The sequence below is a fragment of the Leifsonia sp. Y862 genome (assembly GCF_057669585.1).
Genome location: NZ_JBYHFR010000003.1, coordinates 446,121 through 471,629 on the forward strand (window position 1 = coordinate 446,121; position 25,509 = coordinate 471,629).

Below are 25,509 nucleotides of genomic sequence, written 5' to 3' on the forward strand. Positions count from 1 at the left end.
TCATTCCTCCCGTCTCAGTCGGCCGATCTGTCGCGCCTGAAATCGGGTTCCGGAATGTGTACGGCAGGACAAGCGCACTCATGAACCACACCACTCAAAAGGGGCTTTCAGAGGCATGATCGGCGATCGATTGATAAACATGGTGAAATCACCACAGAAGCGCACTGCCGTACTGGCCTGCGGGATTGTGGCGGCGCTCGCCCTCACCTCCGTCGGCGGTGGCATTGCATACGCGGCGGGCGGCCTGGCTCCGCCCCCGGTCAATCCGGCGACGATTCACCTCGCCTCTGCCATCCCAGACCGGGTGATTCTGACCCCGACGACGACTCCCGCGACGAGCCAGAACGTGTCGTGGCGCACCTCGACCGACGTAACGGCTCCGCAGGCACAGCTCGCCGCGATGACCGACGGACCGATCACCCCGGCGTCGACGTTCACCGCAACGTCGACCACGGAATTCGCCACCGACCTGGGCTACACGATCAAGTACCACACCGCTGTACTCACCGGCTTGAGTGAATCGACCAGCTACGTCTACCGAGTCGGTGACGGCGAGACATGGAGCGAGTGGTTCGAGTTCGAGTCAGCGGCGGCCGGCATCGCGCCGTTCTCCTTCCTGGTGCAGGGCGATGCGCAGAACGACGTGAAGTCATACGCCTCTCGCGCGTTCAGGGCGGCGTACGAGGCGCGTCCATACGCGAAGGCAGTCGTGCACCTCGGCGACCTCATCGACACCGATGTCGCAGATGCCGAGTGGGGAGAGTGGTTCTCAGCAGCCGGTTACGAAAACGCCTACCTCAACGTGATGGCAACGCCGGGCAACCACGAGTACTACCCGGGGCCGCAGCTGACCAGATACTGGAAGGCCCAGTTCGAGTTCCCCGAGAACGGCCCGGCAGACACCCCGCAGATCAAAGCGCAGTTCAGCGAAAACACCTACTTCACCGACTACCAGGGCGTGCGCTTCATCTCGCTGAACGCCTCGCAGATCAACCCGGCCGACCTGAAGGCACAGACAGACTGGCTCGACCGAGTGCTGGCCGAGAATCCCAATAAGTGGTCGGTCGTCTCCTTTCACCAGCCCGTCTTCTCTGTGACCTCTGGCCGCGACAACAAGACCATCAGGGAGGCGTGGCTGCCCATTTTTGAGGCACACAACGTCGACCTCGTGCTGCAGGGCCACGACCATGCATACGGCCGCGGAAACCTGTTTGCCAACGAGCAGAACCTGCCGGCGGGTGCTGATCCGGCAACCAGCCAGACCGGTCCGGTGTACATGGTCACCGTTGCCGGCCCGAAGATGTACATCCCTGACGACCCTGCCACCAACAACTGGATCACCAACGGCGCGAACCTGCGCAGCATGAACCGCGATACCCAGATGTACCAGACGGTCGATGTGACGGCGAACGAGATCCACGTCGAGAGCCACAAAGTGACGGGCGAGCTGTTCGACGCGTTCACCATCACCAAGTCGGACGACGGCGCCAAGCTCGTGACCGATGAGACCGTCGCCCGGGCATCCGGGCCCGGATCGACGCGGGAAACGATCAATGCCCCTGCACGACCGGATGTCGTCGTGCCAGGAAGTACGCCGACCACGCCACCCACCACGCCTGAGCCGACGACGCCACCAACGACCACCCCACCCACGACGCCTGAGCCGACCACCCCACCCACGACGGTGCCGACGGCAACTCCCACGACGCAGCCGACGGCAACTCCCACCTCGTCTCCGACGGCAACCCCCACCTCGACCCCGACCGCTCCGGCAGCAGGTCCTCTCCAGCTCTCTGCAACGGGCATCGCGGCAGGCGGCACGCTTCAGATGAAGGGATCTGGCTTCGCAGCGAACGAAGACATCGAGGTGATCCTGCACTCGGACCCGGTGGTTCTCGGCTACCCGACCGCGGATGACACGGGCAACTTCAGCTTCGCCGCCCACATCCCCGCCGGAATCACGCCCGGTGAGCACACGGTTATCGCGCGTGGACTCGAGTCAGGCGTGGTGGTGACGGCGTCGATCACCGTGCTGCCCGTCGGTGCGGCAAGCATCGGGGTGCGGGACCTCGCCAGCACCGGATTCGCCTGGTTCGGCGTCTCTCTCGCCATCGCCGGGCTCACCCTGCTCGCGGGAATGATGGCGCTCATCGTGTCACGTCGCATCCGTCGCCCCGCAGCCGGTGACCGCGCATGATCCGTCTGCCCGGCAACGCAGCGACCGTTTCCCTACCCGTAGCCACACCGTCCAGCTCCAGGAAAGGCCGTTTCACCATGACGCATCCGTCATCACGGCGCAGCCGACGACCCCGACTCATCGCCGTGCTCACGGCGATGGCGGTGGCCGGCGCGCTGGCCACACCCGTGCTGGGAGATGTCGCACCGGCTTCGGCCGCGACGGTTCCCGCTTCGGTCGCACACGCTCCATCCCGGATTCCGGACCGAATAGTCCTCACTCCGGCCGGCGACCTGTCCAACTCGCAGGCAGTGACCTGGCGCACCAGTATGGGGGTCACCACGGCCCAGGCGCAGATCCGGGTCGCGACCGCCGAGCCGTATCGCACCGACTATTCGACGGTGAATGCGTCGAAGAGCGAAACTGTCTCGACATCCCTCGGCTACTCAGAGCTGTTCCACAGCGTGAATTTCACCGGCCTGAAGGCGGCCACCCAGTACATGTACCGGGTGGGTGACGGCACCAACTTCAGCGAGTGGCAGCACTTCACCACTGCGGCAGCGACGGCGGAGGACTTTTCATTCATCTACCTGGGCGACGTGCAGAACGGCATCAAGTCCGACGCCTCGCGCGTCATCCGCAATGCGTTCAGGGATCGCCCTGACGCGAGCATCGTGCTGCAGGCCGGCGACCTGATCGACGACGCCAACGATGACACCCAGTGGGGTGAAGTCTTCGATGCCGCCGGCTACAACTTCGGCACGCAGAACTTCCTGGCCGCAGCCGGAAACCACGAGTATGAGGGTGAACAGCTCTCGAAGCAGTGGCAGGCCCAGTTCTCCTACCCCCAGAACGGACCGACGGGTTCTGCCGAGATCGAAGCGCTGCTCGACGGCACCGTCTATTACAACGACTACCAGGGTGTGCGGTTCATCTCGCTGAACAGCAACATCACGGATGCCCCCGCGCTCGCCGTGCAGACCGCCTGGCTCAAGTCGACCCTCGAGAACAACCCGAACAAGTGGACGGTGGTGTTCTTCCACCACCCCGTCTTCTCGCTGGACGAGGGGCGCAACAACCGGGCGATCCGCGAAGCGTGGCTGCCGCTGTTCGAATCGAACAACGTCGACCTCGTGCTGCAGGGCCACGACCACAACTACGGCAGAGGAAACACCAACGCCGCAGAACAGGGCAACCCGGCCGACTGGAACTCCGAGCTCAACTACAACGGGCCGGTCTACGCGGTCTCTGTCGTGGGCTCGAAGATGTACTCGGGCGCAGGTCCGCGCCTGTGGACCTCGAACGACGCACACCTCAAGAAGCTCGGTGGCGGCATCGAGCTCTACCAACTGATCGATGTGTCGGGAGACGAGCTGCGCTACGAGTCGCGCACGGCCGACGGCGAATACTATGACGGGCTGACCATCGTCAAGAACGCCTCAGGCAAGGCAGTGACTGACGACACGGTGCCGCAGGTCATCAAGCCGGGCGATGCCGGTCCGTGCCTGGGCTGCAACCCGAACCCGGATCCCGGCACCACCGATCCTGAGACCCCGGCAAAGACCGTCGACTACACCGTCATCGGCGGTGTGGAGTCGGTCAACAAGACCAACGCCACGCTCCCGGCCGGTTCTGCATACTCCGAGAGTAAAGACCTGCTGTACCTGGGTGACCAGAACTCGCGAAAGATCTTCGAAGTCGATCCAGACTCCGACGCGGTGACGCGCGAGATCACCCTGCCGGAGAACATCCGTGACCTGGGCATCGATGACGCGAAGCAACTGCTCTACGTCGGCCAGCAGAATCGCAACTGGGTTGTCGTGTCGATTGCGGATGCCACCTTCGGCCAGATCGTGCGCGGCCCGTTCCCGTTCATCGAGTCCAACAGGTCGATCGACATCGACCCGGTGCGTGGTTATGTCTATGGGGCGGTTCCGTCGAGGGGCATCGAGGTGCTCAACGCTGAAACAGGCGAGTCGATCGGTGTCGTGAGCGGCACTGCCGACGCCTACTACGTCGCGGCAGACCCTGAAGGCGGCCGCGTCTCGACCGTGTACTTCAGCGATGCGGCAGACGCGACCAACATCGAGACCTTCGATGTCGACCACGACTTTGCCTCAGTCTGGTCAACCACCAGCAGGGCGAACCCGCGTCAGCTCGACTACGACTCGACGAACGGCCTGCTCTATGTCGGTTACACCGGCACCGCTGTCGGATCCGGCGGATTCTCGGTGCACGACCCGAAGACCGGGACAGTGCTCGGCGACTTCGCAGACCCGTCATATGGAAAGGACGGCTACGGGATCTCGGTCGACGAAGAGAGCCAGCGGGTCTTCGTGTCGAACCGCGACTTCCGGTTGAACCCGCCGGGATCAGAACTCACCCCGGTTGCCGTGACGATCAGCGAGCGTGTGCTCGATGACAGTTACGACTACGCGAAGGAGGCCAGCCTCACCTCGGTGGCGAAGGGAACCGCCCAACTCCCGGCCGGTTCCGCGTACTCGGAGAGCAAGGACCTGCTGTATCTGGGCGACCAGAACTCACGCAAGATCTTCGAGATGAACCCAGACACCGACACTGTGACGCGAGAGATCACCCTGCCGGAGAACATCCGTGACCTGGGTATCGATGACAAGAACCAGCTGCTCTACGTGGGGCAGCAGAACCGCAACTGGGTTGTCGTGTCGATTGCGGATGCCACCTTCGGCCAGATCGTGCGCGGCCCGTTCCCGTTCATCGAGTCCAACAGGTCGATCGATGTCGACCCGGTCAACGGCTATGTCTATGGCGCAGTGCCGTCCAGGGGCATCGAGGTGCTGAACGCGCTCACCGGTGAATCCATCGGTGTCATCAACGGCACAGTCGGTGCGTACTACGTGGCCGCTGACCCCGAGAACGACATCGTGACGGCCGCCTATTTCGAGGACGTCCCCGATGCCATCAACATCGCTGCGTTTGATCTGAAGAATAGCTTCACCACGCTGTGGGAGAAGACGACCAGGGCCAATCCGCGTCAGCTTGACGTTGACTCGACCCACGGCCTCGTATATGTCGGGTACACCGGCACCGCGGCGGGAACCGGTGGGTTCTCGGTGCATGATGTGCACACCGGGGCGATGCTGGCCGATATGAACGATCCGGCCTACGGCAAGGACGGCTATGGGATCTCCGTCGACGAGGAGCACCAGCGCGTGTTCGTCTCCAACCGGGACTTCAGGCTCAATCCGCCCGGATCAGAGCTCACGGCTGCTGCGGTGACGGTGAGCAAGCGCGTCACGAAGGGTGGAAGCACGCCCACACCCACGCCGACGCCAACGCCAACGCCAACGCCAACGCCGACCCCGACCCCGACAATTGAACCCACGCCGACGCCCGCACCGACCGACCCGGCGACAACTCCGCCGGTCGGCCTGACGTACACGGCATCGTCACTGAAGGTGATCCCGTCGATGGAGTCGAACGCGGACCTCGACGTGAAGCCTGTCGGCTCGGTCGTCGACTCGGTGACCGGTCACGTGTTCGTCGGAAACGAGCAGCGCCCGGCTCGGGTGCTCGAGATCGACCCGGTCACCGACACCCTCGTCGCCACCCACCTCATCCCGGGCGGAACGGCTGAAGGGGTGCGCGATGTCGCCCTTGACTCGGCGAAGGGTGAGCTCTACGTGGCTTATGGAGCGTCGTTTGTGGTGATCGATGTGAAGACCGACGCGGTGCTCCGCGGGCCGTTCGCCTTCAGCGGCAACGTGCGCGGCATGGATGTCGACCTGGCCGGCAATCGGGTCTTCGGCACAACCCGTGCCACCGGGTTCGACGTGCTCAACGCCACGACGGGCGCGCTCATCACCACGGTGACGACAACCGGTGCGAACTGGAAGTCACACGGTGTTGCGTACGACCAGCACGCCAAGCGGATCTTCGTCAGCAACTCGGACGTCACTGATGCCACCGCATCAGTCCGGGCATACGACGACGCGAGTTACGCGGTGGTCGCCGAGGTGGCGACATCCGCTGCCCCTGACCTGCGGTCGATCGCCGTCGATCCGGTGGCTCACCGTCTATACCTGGGCCACCAGAGCGACGCGTTCGAGGCGAGCGGCGTGCTGATCCTGTCGTCGACGGATCTCAGCACCATCCACGACTACACGGCGACCGCCTACGGCAACAAGGTCTACGGGGTGTCGGTGGATCCGAAGCTCGGCACGGTCTATGTCTCAGCGAGGGACAGGTTCCCCACCGGTCTGATCGTGTTGCAGCGGGCGGCCAAGTAGGGTTCGCAGTTCGTCCAGCGGCGTCACTCGGTTCTCGGGTGGCGCCGCTGTGGCGTTGGCGGCCGTTGGTGTGCAATGCGCAGTCCTGCACGGGGCATCCGCTTTCGGCGGCTCCCTTGGCAGTATGTCGGTGCTGCGGCTAAAATTGAGTCCAGCAGACTCAACTTTGGAGGGAAGTTCGATGCAAGCAGGACAACAACCACCCCAGGAAGAGGCCAAGTCCGCCCTGGAGCTGTACGGCATCAATCTGACCGATGTCGCCAAGAGCGGCAAGCTCGACCCGGTGATCGGCCGTGACGCCGAGATTCGCCGGGTGAGCCAGGTGCTGACACGCCGAACCAAGAACAATCCGGTGCTCATCGGAGAGCCGGGCGTCGGAAAGACTGCGGTCGTCGAGGGGCTCGCGCAGCGCATCGTCGCCGGCGACGTCGCCGATTCGCTCAAGGGCAAGCAGCTGGTCTCACTCGACCTCGCCGCCCTCGTCGCCGGTGCCAAGTACCGCGGTGAATTCGAAGAGCGGCTGAAGGCCGTGCTCAAGGAGATCAACGACGCAGAAGGCGAGATCATCACCTTCGTCGACGAGCTGCACACGCTGATGGGCGCGGGCGGCGGCGAGGGTTCCGTCGCGGCATCCAACATGTTGAAGCCGATGCTGGCACGGGGTGAGTTGCGCCTGATCGGTGCCACGACGCTCAACGAGTACCGCGAATTCATTGAGAAGGATGCCGCGCTTGAGCGCCGCTTCCAGCAGGTCTACGTCGGTGAGCCGTCTGTGGAAGACACCATCGCCATCCTGCGCGGGTTGAAGGAGCGCTACGAAGCCCACCACAAGGTGGCGATCGCCGACCAAGCGCTTGTCGCCGCGGCCGCGCTGTCGAATCGGTACATTCCGTCACGCCAGCTGCCCGACAAGGCGATCGACCTCATTGACGAAGCCGCCAGCCGACTGCGTATGGAGATCGACTCCGCCCCTGTGGAGATCGACGAACTCCGTCGAAGCGTCGATCGGCTCAAGCTCGAGGAGCTGGCGCTCAAGAAAGAAAAGGACGACGCCTCCAAGGAGCGCCTCGTCAAGCTGCGCGAAGACCTCAAGACGCGCCAGGAGACGCTTGCCGAGCTGCAGGCCCGCTGGGACAAGGAACGCGCATCCCTCAACCGCATTGGTGAGCTGAAAGAAAAGCTCGACAACGCCCGCAGTCGCGCAGAGCGTGCGCAGCGCGAAGGTAACCTCGAGCAGGCATCACGCCTGTTGTATGGCGAGATCCCCGTCATCGAGCGCGAGCTGCAGGATGCCGAGCGGGCCGAAGCGAGCGGACCGCTCATGGTCAACGACCAGGTGACTGCCGAAGACATCGCTGCTGTGATCGCAGCGTGGACCGGCATCCCCGTTGGTCGGCTGCTGCAGGGCGAAAGCGAGAAGCTCGTCAACCTGGAAGCTGAACTCGGCCACCGCCTGATCGGCCAGAAGGCGGCGGTGCACGCCGTCGCCGACGCGGTGCGCCGCAGCCGTGCCGGCATCGCAGACGCCGACCGTCCAACGGGGTCGTTCCTGTTCCTCGGCCCGACCGGCGTTGGGAAGACGGAGCTGGCCAAGGCGCTCGCCGACTTCCTGTTCGACGACGAGAAGGCCATGATCCGCATCGACATGAGCGAGTACGGCGAGAAGTTCGCCGTTTCCCGCCTCGTCGGCGCTCCTCCCGGCTATGTCGGTTACGAGCAGGGCGGCCAGCTCACCGAGGCTGTGCGCCGCCGACCGTACTCCGTGGTGCTCTTCGACGAAGTGGAGAAGGCGCATCCAGAGGTCTTCGACGTGCTCCTGCAGGTGCTCGATGACGGCCGTCTGACCGATGGCCAGGGCCGCACCGTCGACTTCCGCAACACCATCCTCATCCTCACGTCCAACCTGGGTTCGCAGTTCATGGTCGACCCATCGCTGACGCAGGCCGAGCGCGAGGACTCGGTGCAGCAGCTGGTGCGCCAGGCGTTCAAGCCGGAGTTCGTCAACCGACTCGATGACATCGTGATGTTCTCGCCGCTGTCGATGGAGGACCTCGGCCAGATCGTTGAGCTGTACATCGAGCGCCTCCAGGTTCGGCTCGCCGACCGCCGGTTGCAGCTCGCGGTGACACCGGATGCCAGGGCCTGGCTCGCCGAGCGCGGCTACGACCCCATCTACGGTGCGCGTCCACTGCGTCGACTCATGCAGAAAGAGATCGACGACAAGCTGGCGATGGCGCTCCTCTCCGGAACAGTGCACGACGGCGAACTGGTGCGGGTCGACCTGGCGCCGGGGGGACAGGGCCTGGCCGTCGACTCCGAACCGGCACCGGTTTTCGATCCGGTCGAGTGATCACATAACGGATGCTGGATGTCGATGCTCAGCGGCGGCCACACCTCTGGCCGCCGCTCTTGGCCGGGCGTAGTCTCGTGATCTGACGTTCCGCCACCAGACCCAGCATCGGAGGGCACATGGCTGACCAGAATCCGCCGGGGCCGGGCCGCCCAGACGACGAACAATTCGATCCACACCTTCCTGAGCCCGACCCGCACGACGCTGCCGAACTCCTCGAGAACCCCAGGGAGCATCTCGGTGACGAGATCATGGCAGTGCAGGACTTCTCGTCCGAACAGGCTGGCTACCACACGGCACTGAAATCCAGGCAGCTGCAGATGATCGCCATCGGCGGCGCCATCGGCACCGGGCTCTTCTTGGGCGCCGGCGGGCGGCTCGCCATCGCGGGTCCCGGCCTGGTCTTCAGCTACGCGCTCTGCGGATTCTTCGCCTATCTCATCCTGCGCGCCCTCGGCGAGCTGGTGCTGCACCGCCCGTCATCCGGTTCATTTGTCTCATACGCCAGGGAATTTCTCGGCGAGAAGGCCGCCTTCATCGCTGGATGGATGTACTTCCTCAACTGGGCGATGACGGCCATTGTCGACGTCACGGCGGTGGCGCTCTACGTGCACTACTGGTCGTTCTTCACCTCGGTGCCGCAGTGGGTGCTTGCCCTCATCGCGCTCACCCTCGTGCTGGGCTTGAACCTGGTCTCTGTGAAGGTCTTCGGCGAGATGGAATTCTGGTTCGCCATCATCAAGGTCACGGCCCTCGTCGCATTCCTCATCGTCGGCATTGTGTTTCTCTCCTTCAATTTCCCAACGGATGTCGGCCCGACCGGAATCTCGATCCTCGCCGACAACGGTGGCTGGCTCCCGCAGGGCCTGCTGCCCGTGGTGATCGTGCTGCAGGGTGTCGTGTTCGCCTATGCGGCCATTGAGCTGGTGGGAACAGCGGCGGGGGAGACCGAGAACCCCCGCAAGGTGATGCCCAAGGCGATCAACACTGTCATCCTGCGCATCGCGGTGTTCTACGTCGGCTCGGTCCTGCTGCTCTCGCTGCTGCTGCCGTACACCGAGTATCAGGCGGGGCAGAGCCCGTTCGTCACGTTCTTCTCGCATATCGGATCCCCAGAGACGGCCGCCATTGCCGGATCGGTGATGAACTTCGTCGTGGTCACCGCCGCCATGTCGAGCCTGAACGCCGGGCTCTACTCGACAGGTCGCATCCTGCGCTCCATGTCGGTGAACGGGGCTGCACCGCGATTCACCGCGAAGATGAATTCGTCCGGGGTGCCGTACGGCGGCATCCTGCTGACGGCGGGGATCGCGCTGCTCGGCGTCGGCCTCAACGCGATCGTCCCCTCCCAGGCATTTGAGATCGTGCTCAACATTGCCGCTCTCGGCATCCTGTCGAGCTGGGCGACGATCATCCTGTGCCAAATGAAGCTGCAACGCTGGGCGGCCCAGGGACGCATGGAACGGCCGGGGTTCCGGATGCCGCTTGCCCCGTTCAGCTCGTACCTCACGTTGGCATTCCTCGTGTTCGTACTCGTGCTGATGGCGTTCGACTACCCGGTCGGCACGTTCACCGTCGCGTCACTTATCGTGGTGATCCCGGCGCTGCTGATCGGCTGGCATTTCGCCAAACCGCGCATCCTGGCGGCGGCTCTGCTGCGCGAGGGCCACACCGGCACATTTCCCGTGATCGCGGAGCGGCCTGGCATCGACAACGTGACGGGGATCAGCGGGGCCGACTCTGGCCACGGGCAGGGACCGCCACCGGAGTCACCAGATTCGGATGCGGACCAGCCCGGCAGCTAGAGGAAGAGCGAGAGCAGCAGCGTCAGCAGGAGACCCATCACGGAGATGATGGTCTCCATCACAGACCAGGTCTTGATGGTCTGGCCGACGGTGAGGCCGAAATACTCCTTCACCAGCCAGAACCCTGCGTCGTTCACATGCGAGAAGAACAGTGACCCAGCGCCAACGGCAAGCACCACGAGGGACAGCTGCCCAGGAGGAAGCCCGGCGGCCAGCGGCGCGACGATGCCCGCCGCGGTCACCGTGGCAACCGTGGCAGAGCCGGTGGCCAGCCGGATGAGCACGGCCACCATCCAGCCGAGGACCAACGCCGAGAGGCTGGCGGCCAGGGCGATCTTGGCGATGGCTGTTCCCGTGCCGCCGTCGATCAGAACCTGCTTGAACCCGCCGCCGGCGCCGACGATGAAGACGACGCCCACAATCGGCAGCAGGCTCTGCCCGATCTTGGCCGCGAGAACGGATGCCGAGAAGCCCACGGTCGTTCCGAACGTCACCATGGCCAGTAGTACGGCCAGTAGCAGCGCAACGACGGGGTCGCCGATGAAGTCGAGAATGGTGCGCGCGGGGGTGTCCTTCGGAAGCCAGATGTCGGCGGCCGCTTTCAAGAGCATGAGCACGAGGGGGAGCAGGATCGTGATCATCGTCCAGGCGAAGCTGGGGCTTCTAGTGGCCGTTGGGTCCTGCGATGCGCCGGCGTGCTCTGTCCCCTTGTCGGCATCGGCCTCCGCGCTTGACTCGGTCACGGCCAGTGCGGCGCCACCGGCACCGACGGGCACCCAGCGGGCGGCGAGACGACCGAAGAGTGGCCCGGCAACGATCACCGTGGGAATCGCAATGACCAGCCCGATCGCGAGCGTGAACCCGACATTGGCGCCCAGGATGCCGATCGCGGCGAGCGGGCCAGGGTGGGGCGGCACGAAACCGTGCAGCACAGACAGGCCGGCCAGCGCCGGAATACCGAGTCGCATCGCGGGCGAATTCGTGCGGCGGACCGCCAACATGACAATGGGAATCAGGAGCACGAGCCCGATCTCAAAGAACATCGGGATGCCGATGATCCCGGCGATCAGGGCCATCTTCCATGGCAGCGTGGCCGGGCGGCCCTTCAGGATTGTGCGCACCACGATGTCGGCGCCTCCCGAATCGGCCAGCAGCTTGCCCAGCATGGCGCCGAGCGCGATCAGCACCCCGACGTAGCCCAGCACACCGCCAACGCCCAGCTCGTACGAGGCAGTCACCTTGTCGAGCGGGATGCCAGAGCCGATGCCCACGAACAGGGCGCCGATGGTCAGGGCCAGGAACGCGTGGAACTTTGCCCACACAATGAGTACGACCACGATGGCGATACCCACTGCGGCCACGATCAACACTTGCGTGTCGTGGGCGTTCCACGGTTCGTCGACGGGGTCCGTTGCGCTGTGCGCTCCGAGCCAGGTGAGCGCAGTCACTGCGCGATCCAGAACGTCCATCGCCTTCTCCAACCTGGTCAGTCGTGCTGTTTCAGGGCTCGCATGGGGATAGTCGGCACATCGGTGAGATGCAGTTCGGTGATGATCGCCTTGGCGATCGCCTTCGGCTTGCGTCCGATTTCGATGCTGATCGCTGGTTCATCCGCTGCGGGCTCTTCGAGGGCGGCGAACTGGCTGTCGAGGAGGGCCGTCGGCATGAAGTGGCCCTGCCTGGCGGCCATCCGGCTGGCGATCAGGTCGCGGCTGCCGGAGAGATACACGAAGATCACGCCGGCGTGCCGGCGGTTGAGCAGCTCGCGGTACGAGCGCTTGAGGGCTGAGCAGGTGATCACGCCGTTCTCGCCGGCAGCGTGGCGGTCATCGATCCAGTCGGCGACCTTCTCGAGCCATGGCATCCGGTCTGCATCCGTGAGCGGATGCCCCGCAGCCATCTTCTCGACGTTTGCCGGCGGGTGTAACGAGTCACCCTCCTCGAACTCCCAGTGCAAGCGACCGGCAAGCAGGGCAGCAACGGTCGACTTCCCACAGCCGGATACGCCCATCACCACGAGGACGAGAGGGCGTTGCGTTGCGATCTTCTGCCAGTCGCTCATGGTCACATCCTGCCCCTGTTCCCGTGCAGAAGGCGCGACATAGCCATCGGCGCGCCGGTCGCGGACTCACGACTGGCCACGGACGCCCGGCGATACCGGCACTCGCGCTAAGAGGCATAGGCTGTTTTCATGCGCGCAACAGTGATTTACGGTGAACGAGACGTCCGAGTCGAAGAAGTCCCAGACCCCGAACTATCCACCGGGAGTGACGCGATTGTTCGAGTCGTCGCGGCCTGCGTGTGTGGGTCAGACCTGTGGCCGTATCGCGGAGTCACACCGGTCACCGAGCCGCACCGCATCGGCCACGAGTTCGTCGGCATCGTCGAGGAGATCGGCCACGACGTGACGCTGCTCGCCCCAGGCGACTTCGTCATCGCGCCTTTCTACCACTGCGACAACACGTGCATCAATTGCCAGAACGGCGTCAGCACCTCGTGCTTGAACGGCGGCTGGTGGGGCGCCCCCGATCGCGCAGGTGCATTCGCGGATGGTGGCCAGGGCGAACGTGTGCGGGTTCCGCACGCAGAGGGCACGCTCGTTTCCACATCGCGGATGCCGGAAGAGGAACAGATCGCCGGCCTCCTCGCCCTCTCCGATGTGATGGGCACCGGCCACCATGCCGCGGTCTCGGCAGGCGTCACTCCCGGCAGCACTGTCGTCGTCGTCGGTGATGGAGCAGTCGGGCTGTGCGCGATCATCGCCAGCAAGCGCCTGGGCGCATCGCGCATCGTGGCAATGTCCCGGCACGCAGACCGCCAGGAAATTGCGCGGGAGTTCGGTGCAACAGACATCATCGAAGAGCGCGGCGACGAGGGTGTCGCGCGGGTTCAGGAACTCTTCGACGGCATCGGAGCCGACTTCGTGCTCGAATGCGTGGGAACCAAGGAGTCGATGGACCAGGCGATTCGCTCGGCTCGACCCGGGGGAATGGTCGGCTACGTTGGAGTGCCGAATGGCGGTGCTGAGCTTCCCATTCGCACACTCTTCAACCGCAACGTTGGTGTGAATGGTGGTGTCGCGCCGGTGCGCGGCTACATCGAGGAGCTGCTCCCTGAGGTGCTGGCTGGCGAGATCAACCCCGGACGAGTCTTCGATCTCTTGCTCCCGCTTGACCAGGTCGCCGAGGCCTACGCGGCCATGGACGAGCGTCGTGCGGTGAAGGTGATGCTGCGCCCATAGCGAGGGCGATTGACGGCATCCCTGTGGGAAGTGGGGACGCTCTGGTGCTGGTCCGCGCCATTTTTGAGGCAGCGAGCCCAGATATTTCAGACGTAGTACACAGGTGAAATACACTCATCTTCGGGGTTTCTTGCAGCCCTGCAAATTAGGGTACTTGAAGTGTTGCGGGCAGTACTGGCCGATCTGAGTCTGGCTCCCGCGCATGCCCGGTGCTTCACCGAAGTCCGGATGGGTGCGTCCCCACGCGCCCCGGATTCTTTCCCACAGGCGAGGATCCCACCTCAACCACGCCGTCCCCGGCGAGATTCAGGATGATTCTTTGCTCAACTTCCGCTTGTCCCCTTCTGTCCTTTCCCGTAAGTCCGCCGTTCTTGGCATCGCGTCGGCGCTTGCTGTCGGTGCACTGTCGATCAGCACGGCTGCCCCTGCCGCTGCTGCGGAATCCGACGCAGCAGCCTCGATGGAGGCCGTGAGCTCGGTCGCGCCGCTGGCCCAGACGATTGACGTGACCGGCTCGATTGCCGCCTCTGCGATTCAGCGCGATGGTTACACGGCGGCAGCTGCACTCGCTGAGGTCGCCGAAGAGACTGTCGCCGAAGAGGCTCCTGCCCCTGCTCCCGTTGTCAGCTGGGTCAACCCCGCCACGGGGACGATCACGAGCCCATACGGCCCGCGTCCGAATAAGCCGGTGCCAGGTGTCAGTGCCTTCCACAGGGGCACAGACGTCGCAGCCGCATCCGGCACACCCCTCTATGCCGCCTTCAGTGGCACTGTTGTCCAGGCCGGTGCTCTTGGGTCATACGGCAACTGGGTACTCATCGACCACGGCAACGGCATCCAGACCGGATACGCCCACAACAGCTCAATCAACGTCAGCATTGGCCAGACTGTCGCGGCAGGCGAGCTCGTTGCATTGATGGGCAGCACGGGCGCATCGACCGGCCCGCACCTCCACTTCGAAGTACGTGTCAATGGCGAAGCCATCGACTCCGTCCCGTTCCTGAGCGAGCGAGGCGTGACCCTGGGAAGCTAAGCCAGGCAGCAGTGGCCACAGGGGCCGCAGTGACCATCGCGGTCACTGCGGCCTTTGTCATGTGTGGCACTGACGAGCTGGCCCATGTGGGCCGATTGGCTGGTCGGAGCCACGAGACCGTAAGCGTTCGCGGGCAATGTGAAAATAGTTCAGCTTGATTCACAAGTCCGCTTAATTGCTGGTCAGCCGCCATTTTAAAGCGGGCAGAGAAGTCGCTTTAGGCGTAGTACACAGGTGAAATACATTCATCTTCGGGGTTTCTTACAGTCGTGCAACTTACGCTAGTTCGAATGTGTTGCGGGAAAGGCCGGCCAGATTCGGCCTGATTCCCGCACATGGCCCGGTACTCCAGCGAAGTTCGGGTGGGCGCGTCCCCCACGTGCCCCGAATTCTCCCCACGGGCGAGGATTCCCACCTCAATGACGCCGTCTCCGGCGAGATTTCGGATGATTCTTTGCTCAGCACCCGCTTGTCCCACCTCCTTTCCCGTAAGTCCACCGTTCTCGGTATCACCTCGATGCTTGCTGTCGGTGTGATGTCAGTAAGCACGTCCACCCCCGCCGGTGCCGTGGAATCCGAAGCAGTGGCCCCGATGGAGACCGTGAGTTCGGTCGCCCCGCTTGCCCAGACGATTGAGGTGACCGGCTCGGTCGCAGCGTCCGCCATCCAGCGCGATGGATACACGGTGGCTGCAGCCCCGGTGGAAGCTGCTCCCGTTGTCGAGGAAGCCCCCGTGGCTGAGGTGGCTGCGGTTGTCGAGGAGGCTCCTGCTCCCGCCCCGGCGCCCGCTCCCGCACCTGTCGTCAGCTGGATGCTGCCCACCGTTGGGCACATCAGTAGCCCGTTCGGCCCGCGTCCGGACAAGCCGGTTGCTGGCGTGAACCCGAACCACAAGGGCACTGACATCGCAACGGCGTCCGGCACGCCCGTCGTCGCGGCCTTCAGCGGAACCGTTGTCGAAGCCGGCCCTCAGGGCTCATACGGCAACTGGATCCTCATTGACCACGGCAACGGCGTTCAGACCGGATATGCCCACAACAGCTCAATCAACGTAAGTGTTGGTCAGACCGTCTCTGCTGGCCAGGTCATTTCAGCCGTCGGCATGACGGGCGCAGCCACTGGCCCGCACCTGCACTTCGAAGTACGCGTGAATGGTGTAGCCATCGACGCCGTTCCGTTCATGGCCGAGCACGGCATCGCCCTGGGCTAATCCCCAGCGCCGCGACCCTGAAGGCCGCAGTGACCATCCCGGTCACTGCGGCCTTCAGTCGTTAACGCGGCCTGATGCGACGGCAGCCGGGCGTCTGGCGCGGCGCGGGAGTCACTCCCAGGTCGCAAGCAGATCCAGGGCGCTCTGCAGGATCGCGACGGCCTCTCCCCGATTAATGCGCGCAATCACCAGTGCGCTGACGGAGAGCGATGTGAGAAGTCGCGCACGCTCCGCGATCGTCTCGGCGGGGGCATCCGTGAATCTGCTGCGCAACGCCTGCTCCATTGCCCCCGTCAGCTCAGCGCGGTAATCCTCGATCACGGCGCGAAGTGCGTCGTCATGCGACGCGATGCCCGAGCTGTTCACGAGCAGGCAACCGCGGCGGGGTGAATCATCGGGCAGCGTGTCAATCGCCTGCATGAGCCCGGCAAAATAGCGCTGGGCGGCATCCGCTGGGATCGGCTCCGTGATGAGTACGCGAAGTCGCGGGCGAATGATGGTGTCGAGGTAGTCCTGTACGGCGGCATCGAACAGCCCTCGCTTGCTCGCGAATGCGTGATACAGGCTGGACCGGCTGAGGCCCGTGGCCGCTTCGAGGTCGGGCAGAGATGCGCCGTCGAAGCCCTTGTCCCAGAACACGTCACGGGCGGCATGAACCACCTCGCTCGTGCGAAAAGTCTGGGTTCGGCCCATCAGTTTGCCTCTCAAGAGTTGCGTATCGTTCGATCCAGTATATATTGGAACGAACGGTACACAAACGGATGACGCCGTGCAGGGCATTCCCACACGGCGTCGGCCACGACACACTATTGGCCACAACACACTATTGGCCACGACATGCTGTTCGCCCAACACAGAGAGAGCGCCCATGACCATCCTCGGACTCGTCCTCATCGGCGTGGCTGCCCTCATCCACGTGTACATCTTCGTGCTCGAGTCCGTCCTCTGGACAACACCTCGCGCCCGTAAAACCTTTGGGACCACAAGCGGCGAAGCAAACACCACCAAGGCGCTCGCGTTCAACCAGGGTTTCTACAACCTGTTCCTTGCGATCGTGTCGGTCATCGGAATCGTGTTGTTCGCCACTGGTGCCACCGTCGCCGGCGTGGCGCTGCTCTTCACCGGAGCCGGCTCGATGGTGCTCGCCGGCCTCGTGCTGATCATCTCGTCCCCAGACAAGGCGCGCCCGGCGCTCGTGCAGCTCGTCCCACCGGCGCTGGGCTTGATCGCACTCGTGATCGGCCTCTAGCACCGCGCTGCACTGAACTAGATCCACAGAACAAGCTGCACAGAACAAGAAAGAAGTAGCTCAACCATGAATTCAGCAACACCCAGCAACACCAGCAACTCCGGCACCGCCATCAGCACCCAGATTCAGCTGGTTACCCGCCCGGTCGGCTGGCCGACCCACGACGACTTCCGCACGGTCACCGTCGAGCTGCCGGAACTCGCGGCCGGCCAGGTTCGTGTTGTCAACGAGTTCGTCTCCGTCGACCCGTACATGCGTGGCCGGATGAACGACGTCAAGAGCTACACCCCGCCATACGTGCTGGGCGCGACCATGACCGGTGGCGCGGTCGGCCGCGTCGTCGCATCCGCTAGCGAGACTGTCGCCGTCGGCAGCGTTGTCGTGCACGACTTCGGATGGCGCGACGTCGCTCAGGAAGACGCAGCGAAATTCCGCGTCGTCTCCGAGATTCCCGGTGTGCCGTTGTCTGCCTACCTCGGCATCCTCGGCATGACCGGCCTCACCGCCTATGTCGGCCTGCTCGATGTCGCCGCGCTCAAGGAAGGCGACACCGTCTTCATCTCCGGCGCTGCCGGCGCCGTGGGAACCGCAGCCGGCCAGATCGCCAGGCTCAAGGGCGCCAAGCGGGTCGTCGGCTCAGCGGGAACGGCCGAGAAGGTCGCGCTTCTCACCGAGAAGTACGGCTACGACGCCGCGTTCAACTACAACGACGGACCGGTGCGCGACCAGCTCGCCGCTGCTGCACCAGACGGTATCGACGTGTTCTTCGACAATGTTGGCGGCGATCACCTCGAAGCAGCCCTCGCGGCATTCAGCGACGGTGGGCGTGCAGCACTCTGCGGCGCGATCGTCGGTTACAACACCACCGAGCGCACACCCGGCCCCGACAACATGGTCAACATCATCACGCGCGGCCTGACCCTCAAGGGCTTCACTGTCGGCAACTACGTGCACCACTTCCCCGAGTTCATGCGCGAGATGACCGGCTGGTTCCAGAACGGCGAGGTCGTCTTTGACGAGACCGTCGTCGACGGCATCGACCACACCGTCGACGCATTCCTCGACCTCATGCGCGGTGGCAACATCGGCAAGATGGTCGTTCGCGTCGGCACCAACTAAGAGGCCGGTCGGACGCGCGTACCTCCACGCCGTTGGTCGAGGAGGCCGGTCGGACGCGCGAACCTCCACGCCGTTGGTCGAGGAGGCCGTTCACGGCCGTCTCGAGACCCACAGTGAGGTAATTGGCCGGTGGGATTTCGAGACACTCGCTGGCGCTCGCTCCTCAATCAACGGGGCATCTGAACAACAGCCGCACTTAACGCAGAAGGGCCGGCGCTCATCACCGTGAGGTGACGAGCGCCGGCCCTTGTGGCGCGTGTGCTTAGTCGTTGACGAGCAGCAGTTCCGCGAGCGACTTGCGCGTGCGGGGTGCTGACTCGCGCTCGAGAATCTCGGGAGTCAGGGTCTCGACCGCGGCGAGCACACCGAGTGCGGTGACGGAGACCACGACCTGGTTCTCCTTGAGCTCGAACGCCCTGGCGAGTGCAGCGGCGTCGAATCCACCCATTTGGTGGGTGTGGATGCCCTCGTGCTGCGCCTGGATGGTGAGGTGGGCAACGGCCTGGCCGAGGTCGTATGCACCCCATGGGGTGGGCGTCTCGCCGCTCTCGACGACGTTGGCTATCAGCACGGATGCCGAGTCGGCCCATGCCTGGTTGAAGCCGAGCAGTGCTGCGTGGATCGCGGTGAAGCTCTCAGATCCGCGGCGGGCAACGATGAAGCGGGCCGGCTGCGAGTTGGCGGCTGACGGCGCCCAGCGCGCTGCCTCGAGGATGGTGGTGAGGACGTCGTCGTCGATGACGGCGTTCGCATCGTAGCCGCGTGGGCTCCAACGCTCAGCGAGCGTGGCGAGGAGGGGAGCGTCGGTGTTCGCGGCGCGACTGATCGTGTCAGTGATGAGGGTCAAGTGCTGCTTCTTTCAATGCGAGGAATATGGCTGGGGGCAACGCTGACCCATCAGCAGACAACCGACGTCAGGGCGCGGCTATTCCATGCAATCGCACAGACCTGACGGATGTCGGCCACATAGACGCTCCGTGGCGGCGGGCTAGGCGCCCTTCAGGTGCTCGCGCACCTGGCGGCGCAGTACTTTGCCGATCATGGAGCGAGGCAGGTCCTGCACTTCGATGATCTGCTTCGGTACCTTGTAGGCCGACAGTCGGGATCGGCAGTGGTCCCGCAGCGCATCGACGTCGAGTACGGCGCCTGGCCGCAACACCACAGCGGCCGTGACGTTCTCGCCGCCGCCGGCAGCTGGCAGACCGACAACGGCTGCATCTTTGACGTCGGGGTGCGACAGCAACGCCTCTTCCACCTCGGTCGGGGCCACATTGAATCCACCGGTGATGATGAGTTCCTTCATCCGGTCGACGATCGTGATGAAGCCATCCCGTGAGACGCGCACGATGTCCCCGGTACGCAGCCACCCGTCGGCCAGCAGCACGGCGGCGGTCTCTGTCGGCCGATTCCAGTAGCCGGAGAAGACCTGTGGGCCGCGGATGAGAAGCTCGCCCTCCTCGTCGTAGCTGCGCTCGATGGCCGAGTTCTCTGGGTCGACAACCTTGATCTCGGTGCTGGGGAACGGGACGCCAACAGTGCCAGGTCGGCGCGTTGGCCCCATCGGATTGCCGGCAGCAATCGGTGAGGATTCCGTCATGCCGTAGCCCTCGACCAGCAGCCCCCCTGTGGCGCTTTCCCACCGCTCGACCGTGGCGATGGGCAGGTTCATGGCGCCGGATATGGCGTAGCGGATGCCAGACAGGTTCACATTGCGCTCGGCTGCGGCGCGAACGAGGCGGTCGTAGATCGGCGGAACCGCGGGGAGGAACGTCGGAGGGGTGCGCTTGGCGGCGGTGAGCACCAGCTCTGGATCGAACTTCGGGAACAACACCAGACGTGCGCCGATGCTCATCGCTGTGGTGAGGCAGAGGGTGAGGCCGTAGGCGTGGAACATGGGCAACACCCCATAAAAGACCTCTTTGCCTGGGCGGAGGCCGGGGACCCATGCCTGGCCCTGACGGGCATTCGCGCGCAGGTTGAAGTGGCTGAGGATGGCGCCCTTCGGCGTACCCGTCGTGCCGCTGGTGTACTGCAGAACGGCTGTGTCGTGGAGGCGAGGCCGGGGATGAGACCGCTTGAGGCGTCGGTTCTCGAGGAGAGACTCCCAGATGAGCGCGTCGCGACCGAGCGGGCCGCTGGTCAGCGCGTTCCGTGACGTTTTTGCCTTCTTGACCGGAAGTTTGAGGGCCAGACGCGTGCTGAGCGGCATCCGTTTGGTCACGTCAACGGCGATGACGGTGTTGATGCCGAGGTCGGACGGGAAATCGGAGACCGTGGCGTGCACCTTGTCCCAGACGATCGCGACGCGGGCGCCGTGGTCCTCGAACTGGTGGCGCAGCTCACGCTCTGTGTACAGCGGGTTGTGTTCGACTGCGATGGCGCCGAGCCGCAGGATGGCGTAGAAGGCCACGATGTGCTGTTGGCAGTTCGGCAGCACGAGAGCAACGCGATCGCCGGCCTTCACGCCGAGCTTCCGCAGTCCATTCGCGGCGCGGGCGATCTCGTCGCCGAGGTCACGGTACGTCGTGGTCGCGCCGAAGAACTCGAGAGCGATAGACGACCCGAATCGCTTGATGGAGGCATCCATCATGTCGATGAGCGTTTCGGTGGGCGGGTCGATGGTTGCTGGCACGCCCTGGGCGTACGAGGCGATCCACGGCTTGCTCTCGAAAACATTCATTACACAGCTAGCTCCTGCTTCAGGGCCGCGATGAACGCGTCGATGTCGTCTTCTGTGGTGTCGAAGCCGCACATCCAGCGAACTTCACCGGTGGCCGGATTCCAATCGTAGAAACGGAAGTGCTCGCGCAGGCGATCGGCGACACCGGTGGGGAGCACGACGAAGATCGCGTTGGATTCGGTGGCCTGGGTGAACGAGACGCCCTGGATCTCACCGGACGCGACGCCAGCTTCGAGTGCGCCGCGCAGGCGCTGCGCCATGGCGTTGGCGTGGCTGGCGTTCTGCAGCCAGAGATCGCCCTCGAGCAGGGCGATGAACTGCGCGGAGATGAAGCGCATCTTCGAGGACAGCTGCATGTTGAGCTTGCGGAGGTAGCTGAGGCCGGTCGCAGCATCGGGGTTCAGCACCACGACGCATTCGCCGAGCATGAGGCCGTTCTTGGTGCCGCCGAAGCTCAGCACGTCGACGCCGGCGTCGCGCGTGAATGCACGCAGCGGCACACCAAGGCTGGCGGCGGCGTTGGAGATGCGGGCGCCATCCATGTGCAGTTTCATGCCGAGCGCGTGTGCGTGGTCTGCGATGGCCTTGACCTCGTCGACGGTGTACGCGGTGCCGAGCTCTGTGGTCTGGGTGATGGAGACGACGAGGGGCTGTGCGCGGTGCTCATCGCCCCATCCCCAGGCCTCCTGGTCAATGAGTTCGGGGGTGAGCTTGCCGTTCGGGGTGACGATCGGCAGCAATTTCAGGCCGCCGATGCGCTCTGGGGCGCCACCCTCATCCGTGTTGATGTGCGCGGTTGCGGCGCAGATGACCGCGCCCCAGCGTGGCAGCATCGACTGCAGTCCGAGCACGTTGGCGCCTGTGCCGTTAAACACCGGGAATGCCTCGACGCCCTCGCCGAAGTGGTGAGCGAACACATCCTGCAACTTCGCCGTGTAGACGTCCTCGCCGTACGCAATCTGGTGCGCTCCGTTTGCGCGGGAAATCGCGTCCAGGATGTCTGGGTGGATGCCCGAGTAGTTGTCGGAGGCGAAGCCGCGGGAAGTCAGGTCGTGGAGTTCATCAGTCACCCCACTATCTTCCCGCACATCGGCACGCCGATTCTGTGCGTGCGCTGCATGAAAGCTGCGGGCGGGCAAGCGGATGCCGGTGAGCGGATGCTCGCCGGGCATCCGCTCACCGGGCCGGGCCTAGCCGCGCAGCGCCTCGCGGTATGACACCCGGGTGCCCATGCGCAGCAGGGAGTTCGAGTAGATGCGCGAGCCGAGGAGGATGACGACCAAGGTGGTCGCGAGCAGGATCAGCAGGGAGAGCAGCGGTTCCCACCACTCTGCGGTGCCCATGAAGATCCGCATCGGCATGCCCACCGGGGCTGAGAATGGCACGTACGACATGATCGCGAGCACCGTTGGGTTGTCGTTGAAGAAGATGACGAGGAAGTACGGAATCATCACGAGCATCATCACCGGCGCCGTTACAGAGCCAACGTCTTCCTGACGCGACACCATCGATGCCGTCGCCGCATACATGCCCGCCAGCAGCACGAAGCCGAACGCGAAGAAGACGGCGAACCAGATGATGGCTGGGCCGACATCCGCTAGCAAGACCCGTTGGCCGGTGATCGCCATGCCAGCTGAGACCAGTAGCCCGATCAGCACGATCTGGCCGAACGCCATGATGCTGTTGCCGAGGATCTTGCCGGCGAGCAGCGCGCGCACCGGAATCGCCGACATCAGGATCTCAACGACGCGCGTCTGTTTCTCTTCGACGACGCTCTGCGCGATGGTCGAGCCGAAGGTGATGGCCGACATGAAGAAGACCAGGCCGAAGCCGAGGGCAACGAGATAGGCGAGCATCCCGCTTTGGCTCGCGGGTTCGAGCAGGGTGATCTCCGGGCTCACGCTGAGGGCCCCCAGCACATCAGAGGGCGGCGAGTCGAGGGCGATCACCGACACCGCCAGGGGCGAGGTCGGGGTGGGCTCGACTGGAATGATGGCGGCAGACACGTCGCCGCTTCTCACCAGCTTTTCGGCCGCGGCCACGTCGGCCGCCTCGACGATCTCGAACGAGTTCGTGCTCAGGGCGATCTCGCTTGCACTGCCGACCACGGCGACCTTGGGCAGCGTGGGATTCGCGCTGACCAGTCCACCGACCACAACGGATGCGATGGCCGCGAACAGCAGGATGCCCGTCGAGATCAGGAACGCCTTGCTGCGCAGCCGCGCCATGATCTCGCGCACGGCGACGAGCCAGACGCTCTGCCAGAAGGTGGGTGCTGGGTGGCGTGCGACCCGAGTTGCCGTGTTCCCGGCCTGCGGCTGGTTTTCGGAGTGGGTCTGGGTGCTCACTTCACGACCTCCTTGAAGATGGTGGCTAGCGACGGGCGTTGCAGCCCGAAGGATTCGACGGCTCCGCCGGTGATGGCGCGCTGCAGGACGTGCTGGCTGGCGGCATCCGTTTCAGCTTCGAAGACCGCGTAGCCGCCGTCGAAGTCGATCACGGAGATGCCGGGGACGTCGCGGATCCAGCCGGTGTCTCCAGCGGTGTGGATCTCATAGCGGGCGGTGCTGTACTGGTCGCGGAGGGCGTCGCGCTCGCCGTTCGCCCTGATCTCGCCGGCCGCGATGATCACCAGGTCGTCGCAGAGGCGCTCGACGATATCAAGCTGGTGCGAGGAGAAGAGCACGGGAACACCCTGCGCTGCGTAGTCGGTGAGCACGCTCTGCACCACCTCGACCGCCATCGGGTCGAGACCGGAGAACGGCTCGTCGAGCACCAGGAACTCAGGGTCGTGCACGAGCGCTGCGGCGATCTGGGCGCGCTGCTGGTTGCCAAGCGAGAGCGCTTCGACGGCGTCGTTGCTGCGCTCGCCGAGTCCGAGCCGCTCGAGCAGGGTGGTCGCGTTTCGCTTGGCCGCCGCTGGCGTGAGGCCGTGCAGCCTGGCCAGGTAGACGAGCTGCTCAAGAACCTTCATCTTCGGGTAGAGCCCGCGCTCCTCCGGCATGTAGCCGAAGCGGCGTCGGTCGCTCGCCGTCAGTGGCGTGCCGTCGAGCAGCACGGTGCCTGAGTCGGCGTCGAGCACGCCGAGGATGATGCGCATCGTCGTGGTCTTGCCCGCACCGTTGCCCCCGACGAAGCCGGTCATGCGGCCGCTGCCGACGGTGAAGCTCACATCGTGGAGCACCTGGCGGCTCCCGTAGTGCTTGTTGACGTCTCTGATCTCGAGCATGGGCGCCCTTTCGTCGCTGGTGCTTCCACGCTACAAAACCAGCCGGCCACGCGCATCCGTCGCGCGGGTGAACGTGCAGGGGGCATGCACTCAACCACACGACGGATGCCGCGCCGTTGGTCGAGGAACGAGCGCCAGCGAGTGTCTCGAGACCCCCGCCGGCCGCTAGTCGAACTCGTCCGTCAGGATGTCGAAGGCGCTCGACCAGCCGTCGAAAACGGACCCGTCGCCTGGCGCCCCTGCGATGCCAGCGACGTGGAACGTCATCTCGGTCTGCTCGCCCACCTCGCGCAGGGTGATCGAGATGACGGGCGCGTCCTCATCGCCCGGGTTGCCCCAGGTGAAGACGAGGCGCTCTGGCTCCGAGATCTCGATGTAGGTTCCAGCCGTCGGGTACTCCTCACCCGTCGCGTCGTTGACCATCGTGTACGAGTAGTGGCCTCCGACTCTGGGGTCGAGGTGCACGGAATTCGCCGGTGTGGATATGCCGCGTGGATGCCACCACACGGATGCCTGCACCGGGTCTGTCCAGGCCCGCCACACGGCGTCACGGGGTGCGTCGAAGACGCGGGTGATGGTGAACTGGGGCGCTGTTGTCGTGCCCGTCTGGTCATCCATGGGATGGCCTCCTTCTCAACTCGACAGGAGTTGCCGACGTGGCCGCGGGTGCCGAAGGTCAGCCGCTGGCGTGCGGGCGCTGCTGCTGGTGCTGCTGATTCTGCTGCAGACCCTGCAGGTGTTCATCGAGCAGGTCGAAGCGCTCGTTCCACGCGGTCCGATGCTGGTCGACCCAGACGGATGCCTCGTCCAATGGTTCGGTGCGTATGGTGCACCTGCGCCACTGCGCTTCGGTCGTTCGTTCGATCAGGCCAGCGGCTTCCAGAACCCTCAGGTGCTGGGAGACAGCTGGCCGACTGATCGAGAATGGTGCGGCCAGCTCTCCCACCGTCGCCGGACCCTGCGCGAGACGCGACAGCATCGCACGCCTGGTCGGATCGGCGAGAGCAGAGAAGACGAGACTCAACTCGTCTTTTGCGCCAGCCACGTAACCAACTCCTTATTTAATGAATTGCTTAAACGTAAGTCGGTCGCAGCCCGCAGTCAACCCCCTCCCTTTTGCATAACTCCTGCAGAACGCGCGTCCTGTGC

General features: G+C 64.5%; 20 protein-coding genes. 10 read left to right on the top strand and 10 right to left on the bottom strand.

Annotated elements, in window-relative coordinates:
• The first annotated feature begins 139 nt into the window (after positions 1 to 139).
• The 4 genes from AC25Z0_RS16395 to AC25Z0_RS16410 all read left to right on the top strand — a co-directional run bounded on the left by AC25Z0_RS16395 (position 140) and on the right by AC25Z0_RS16410 (position 10,599).
• On the top strand, positions 140 to 2,197 hold the full coding sequence (locus AC25Z0_RS16395) for a purple acid phosphatase family protein (protein ID WP_488133875.1): 2,058 nt from the start codon (positions 140 to 142) through the stop codon (positions 2,195 to 2,197).
• A 77-nt stretch (positions 2,198 to 2,274) separates the two neighbouring features.
• Positions 2,275 to 6,444 carry a metallophosphoesterase gene (locus AC25Z0_RS16400; RefSeq protein ID WP_488133876.1) on the top strand — a complete coding sequence of 1,390 codons (4,170 nt, stop codon included), beginning with the start codon at positions 2,275 to 2,277 and terminating at the stop codon, positions 6,442 to 6,444.
• Between the two features lie 181 nt (positions 6,445 to 6,625).
• Complete coding sequence (locus AC25Z0_RS16405) at positions 6,626 to 8,794, top strand: ATP-dependent Clp protease ATP-binding subunit (protein ID WP_488133877.1); 2,169 nt, start codon at positions 6,626 to 6,628, stop codon at positions 8,792 to 8,794.
• 251 nt (positions 8,795 to 9,045) lie between these two features.
• On the top strand, positions 9,046 to 10,599 hold the full coding sequence (locus tag AC25Z0_RS16410) for an amino acid permease (protein ID WP_488133925.1): 1,554 nt from the start codon (positions 9,046 to 9,048) through the stop codon (positions 10,597 to 10,599).
• Here the strand turns inward: AC25Z0_RS16410 and AC25Z0_RS16415 are convergent.
• Both AC25Z0_RS16415 and AC25Z0_RS16420 read right to left on the bottom strand, forming a co-directional pair.
• Entirely contained in the window at positions 10,596 to 12,068 is a 1,473-nt protein-coding gene (locus AC25Z0_RS16415) for a GntT/GntP/DsdX family permease (RefSeq protein ID WP_488121165.1), read from the bottom strand. The genes AC25Z0_RS16410 and AC25Z0_RS16415 overlap by 4 nt on opposite strands.
• A 17-nt stretch (positions 12,069 to 12,085) precedes the next feature.
• Entirely contained in the window at positions 12,086 to 12,661 is a 576-nt protein-coding gene (locus AC25Z0_RS16420; RefSeq protein ID WP_488121166.1) for a gluconokinase, read from the bottom strand.
• A gap of 129 nt (positions 12,662 to 12,790) precedes the next feature.
• Between AC25Z0_RS16420 and AC25Z0_RS16425 the strand changes: the two genes are divergently transcribed.
• The 3 genes from AC25Z0_RS16425 to AC25Z0_RS16435 all read left to right on the top strand — a co-directional run bounded on the left by AC25Z0_RS16425 (position 12,791) and on the right by AC25Z0_RS16435 (position 16,083).
• Entirely contained in the window at positions 12,791 to 13,840 is a 1,050-nt protein-coding gene (locus AC25Z0_RS16425; protein WP_488121167.1) for a zinc-dependent alcohol dehydrogenase family protein, read from the top strand.
• 334 nt (positions 13,841 to 14,174) lie between these two features.
• Positions 14,175 to 14,873 (top strand): M23 family metallopeptidase, encoded by a 699-nt coding sequence (locus tag AC25Z0_RS16430; protein ID WP_488121168.1) that lies wholly within the window; start codon positions 14,175 to 14,177, stop codon positions 14,871 to 14,873.
• A gap of 379 nt (positions 14,874 to 15,252) precedes the next feature.
• Positions 15,253 to 16,083 carry a M23 family metallopeptidase gene (locus AC25Z0_RS16435; RefSeq protein WP_488121169.1) on the top strand — a complete coding sequence of 277 codons (831 nt, stop codon included), beginning with the start codon at positions 15,253 to 15,255 and terminating at the stop codon, positions 16,081 to 16,083.
• 111 nt (positions 16,084 to 16,194) lie between these two features.
• Here the strand turns inward: AC25Z0_RS16435 and AC25Z0_RS16440 are convergent, their stop codons facing one another.
• Positions 16,195 to 16,776, bottom strand: a complete 582-nt coding sequence (locus AC25Z0_RS16440; RefSeq protein ID WP_488121170.1) for a TetR/AcrR family transcriptional regulator — start codon at positions 16,774 to 16,776, stop codon at positions 16,195 to 16,197.
• Between the two features lie 175 nt (positions 16,777 to 16,951).
• Between AC25Z0_RS16440 and AC25Z0_RS16445 the strand changes: the two genes are divergently transcribed.
• Positions 16,952 to 17,332: a DUF1304 domain-containing protein gene (locus AC25Z0_RS16445; protein WP_488121171.1), complete on the top strand. Its 381-nt coding sequence runs from the start codon at positions 16,952 to 16,954 to the stop codon at positions 17,330 to 17,332.
• A gap of 66 nt (positions 17,333 to 17,398) precedes the next feature.
• The gene (locus tag AC25Z0_RS16450) at positions 17,399 to 18,451 is read left to right on the top strand and encodes an NADP-dependent oxidoreductase (protein WP_488121172.1); all 1,053 of its coding nucleotides are present in this window, start codon (positions 17,399 to 17,401) and stop codon (positions 18,449 to 18,451) included.
• Between the two features lie 262 nt (positions 18,452 to 18,713).
• On the opposite strand, the gene AC25Z0_RS16455 is transcribed toward AC25Z0_RS16450, so the two are convergent.
• The 3 genes from AC25Z0_RS16455 to AC25Z0_RS16465 all read right to left on the bottom strand — a co-directional run bounded on the left by AC25Z0_RS16455 (position 18,714) and on the right by AC25Z0_RS16465 (position 22,201).
• On the bottom strand, positions 18,714 to 19,298 hold the full coding sequence (locus AC25Z0_RS16455; RefSeq protein ID WP_488121173.1) for a nitroreductase family protein: 585 nt from the start codon (positions 19,296 to 19,298) through the stop codon (positions 18,714 to 18,716).
• A gap of 141 nt (positions 19,299 to 19,439) precedes the next feature.
• Positions 19,440 to 21,131, bottom strand: coding sequence for a long-chain-fatty-acid--CoA ligase (locus AC25Z0_RS16460; protein ID WP_488121174.1), 1,692 nt, complete (start codon positions 21,129 to 21,131; stop codon positions 19,440 to 19,442).
• Positions 21,131 to 22,201, bottom strand: a complete 1,071-nt coding sequence (locus tag AC25Z0_RS16465; RefSeq protein ID WP_488133878.1) for a threonine aldolase family protein — start codon at positions 22,199 to 22,201, stop codon at positions 21,131 to 21,133. The genes AC25Z0_RS16460 and AC25Z0_RS16465 overlap by 1 nt, the downstream gene beginning before the upstream one ends.
• Here AC25Z0_RS16465 and AC25Z0_RS16470 point away from each other — a divergent pair.
• Positions 22,184 to 22,348: a hypothetical protein gene (locus AC25Z0_RS16470; protein ID WP_488121176.1), complete on the top strand. Its 165-nt coding sequence runs from the start codon at positions 22,184 to 22,186 to the stop codon at positions 22,346 to 22,348. The two genes, AC25Z0_RS16465 and AC25Z0_RS16470, sit on opposite strands and share 18 nt — an antisense overlap.
• Here the strand turns inward: AC25Z0_RS16470 and AC25Z0_RS16475 are convergent.
• From AC25Z0_RS16475 to AC25Z0_RS16490, 4 genes are all read right to left on the bottom strand, one after another.
• Entirely contained in the window at positions 22,322 to 23,479 is a 1,158-nt protein-coding gene (locus tag AC25Z0_RS16475; protein WP_488133879.1) for an ABC transporter permease, read from the bottom strand. The two genes, AC25Z0_RS16470 and AC25Z0_RS16475, sit on opposite strands and share 27 nt — an antisense overlap.
• The gene (locus AC25Z0_RS16480) at positions 23,476 to 24,360 is read right to left on the bottom strand and encodes an ABC transporter ATP-binding protein (protein ID WP_488121178.1); all 885 of its coding nucleotides are present in this window, start codon (positions 24,358 to 24,360) and stop codon (positions 23,476 to 23,478) included. Before AC25Z0_RS16480 ends, AC25Z0_RS16475 begins: the two co-directional genes overlap by 4 nt.
• 165 nt (positions 24,361 to 24,525) lie before the next feature.
• On the bottom strand, positions 24,526 to 24,978 hold the full coding sequence (locus tag AC25Z0_RS16485) for an SRPBCC family protein (protein WP_488121179.1): 453 nt from the start codon (positions 24,976 to 24,978) through the stop codon (positions 24,526 to 24,528).
• Between the two features lie 58 nt (positions 24,979 to 25,036).
• Positions 25,037 to 25,405, bottom strand: coding sequence for an ArsR/SmtB family transcription factor (locus AC25Z0_RS16490; protein WP_488121180.1), 369 nt, complete (start codon positions 25,403 to 25,405; stop codon positions 25,037 to 25,039).
• Positions 25,406 to 25,509 lie beyond the last annotated feature (104 nt).

Coding starts and splice junctions, on each gene's coding strand:
- AC25Z0_RS16395 (WP_488133875.1), top strand. CDS start 140: ATGGTGAAATCACCACAGAAGCGCACTGCCGTACTGGCCTGCGGGATT.
- AC25Z0_RS16400 (WP_488133876.1), top strand. CDS start 2,275: ATGACGCATCCGTCATCACGGCGCAGCCGACGACCCCGACTCATCGCC.
- AC25Z0_RS16405 (WP_488133877.1), top strand. CDS start 6,626: ATGCAAGCAGGACAACAACCACCCCAGGAAGAGGCCAAGTCCGCCCTG.
- AC25Z0_RS16410 (WP_488133925.1), top strand. CDS start 9,046: ATGGCAGTGCAGGACTTCTCGTCCGAACAGGCTGGCTACCACACGGCA.
- AC25Z0_RS16415 (WP_488121165.1), bottom strand. CDS start 12,068: ATGGACGTTCTGGATCGCGCAGTGACTGCGCTCACCTGGCTCGGAGCG.
- AC25Z0_RS16420 (WP_488121166.1), bottom strand. CDS start 12,661: ATGAGCGACTGGCAGAAGATCGCAACGCAACGCCCTCTCGTCCTCGTG.
- AC25Z0_RS16425 (WP_488121167.1), top strand. CDS start 12,791: ATGCGCGCAACAGTGATTTACGGTGAACGAGACGTCCGAGTCGAAGAA.
- AC25Z0_RS16440 (WP_488121170.1), bottom strand. CDS start 16,776: ATGGGCCGAACCCAGACTTTTCGCACGAGCGAGGTGGTTCATGCCGCC.
- AC25Z0_RS16445 (WP_488121171.1), top strand. CDS start 16,952: ATGACCATCCTCGGACTCGTCCTCATCGGCGTGGCTGCCCTCATCCAC.
- AC25Z0_RS16450 (WP_488121172.1), top strand. CDS start 17,399: ATGAATTCAGCAACACCCAGCAACACCAGCAACTCCGGCACCGCCATC.
- AC25Z0_RS16460 (WP_488121174.1), bottom strand. CDS start 21,131: ATGAATGTTTTCGAGAGCAAGCCGTGGATCGCCTCGTACGCCCAGGGC.
- AC25Z0_RS16480 (WP_488121178.1), bottom strand. CDS start 24,360: ATGCTCGAGATCAGAGACGTCAACAAGCACTACGGGAGCCGCCAGGTG.
- AC25Z0_RS16485 (WP_488121179.1), bottom strand. CDS start 24,978: ATGGATGACCAGACGGGCACGACAACAGCGCCCCAGTTCACCATCACC.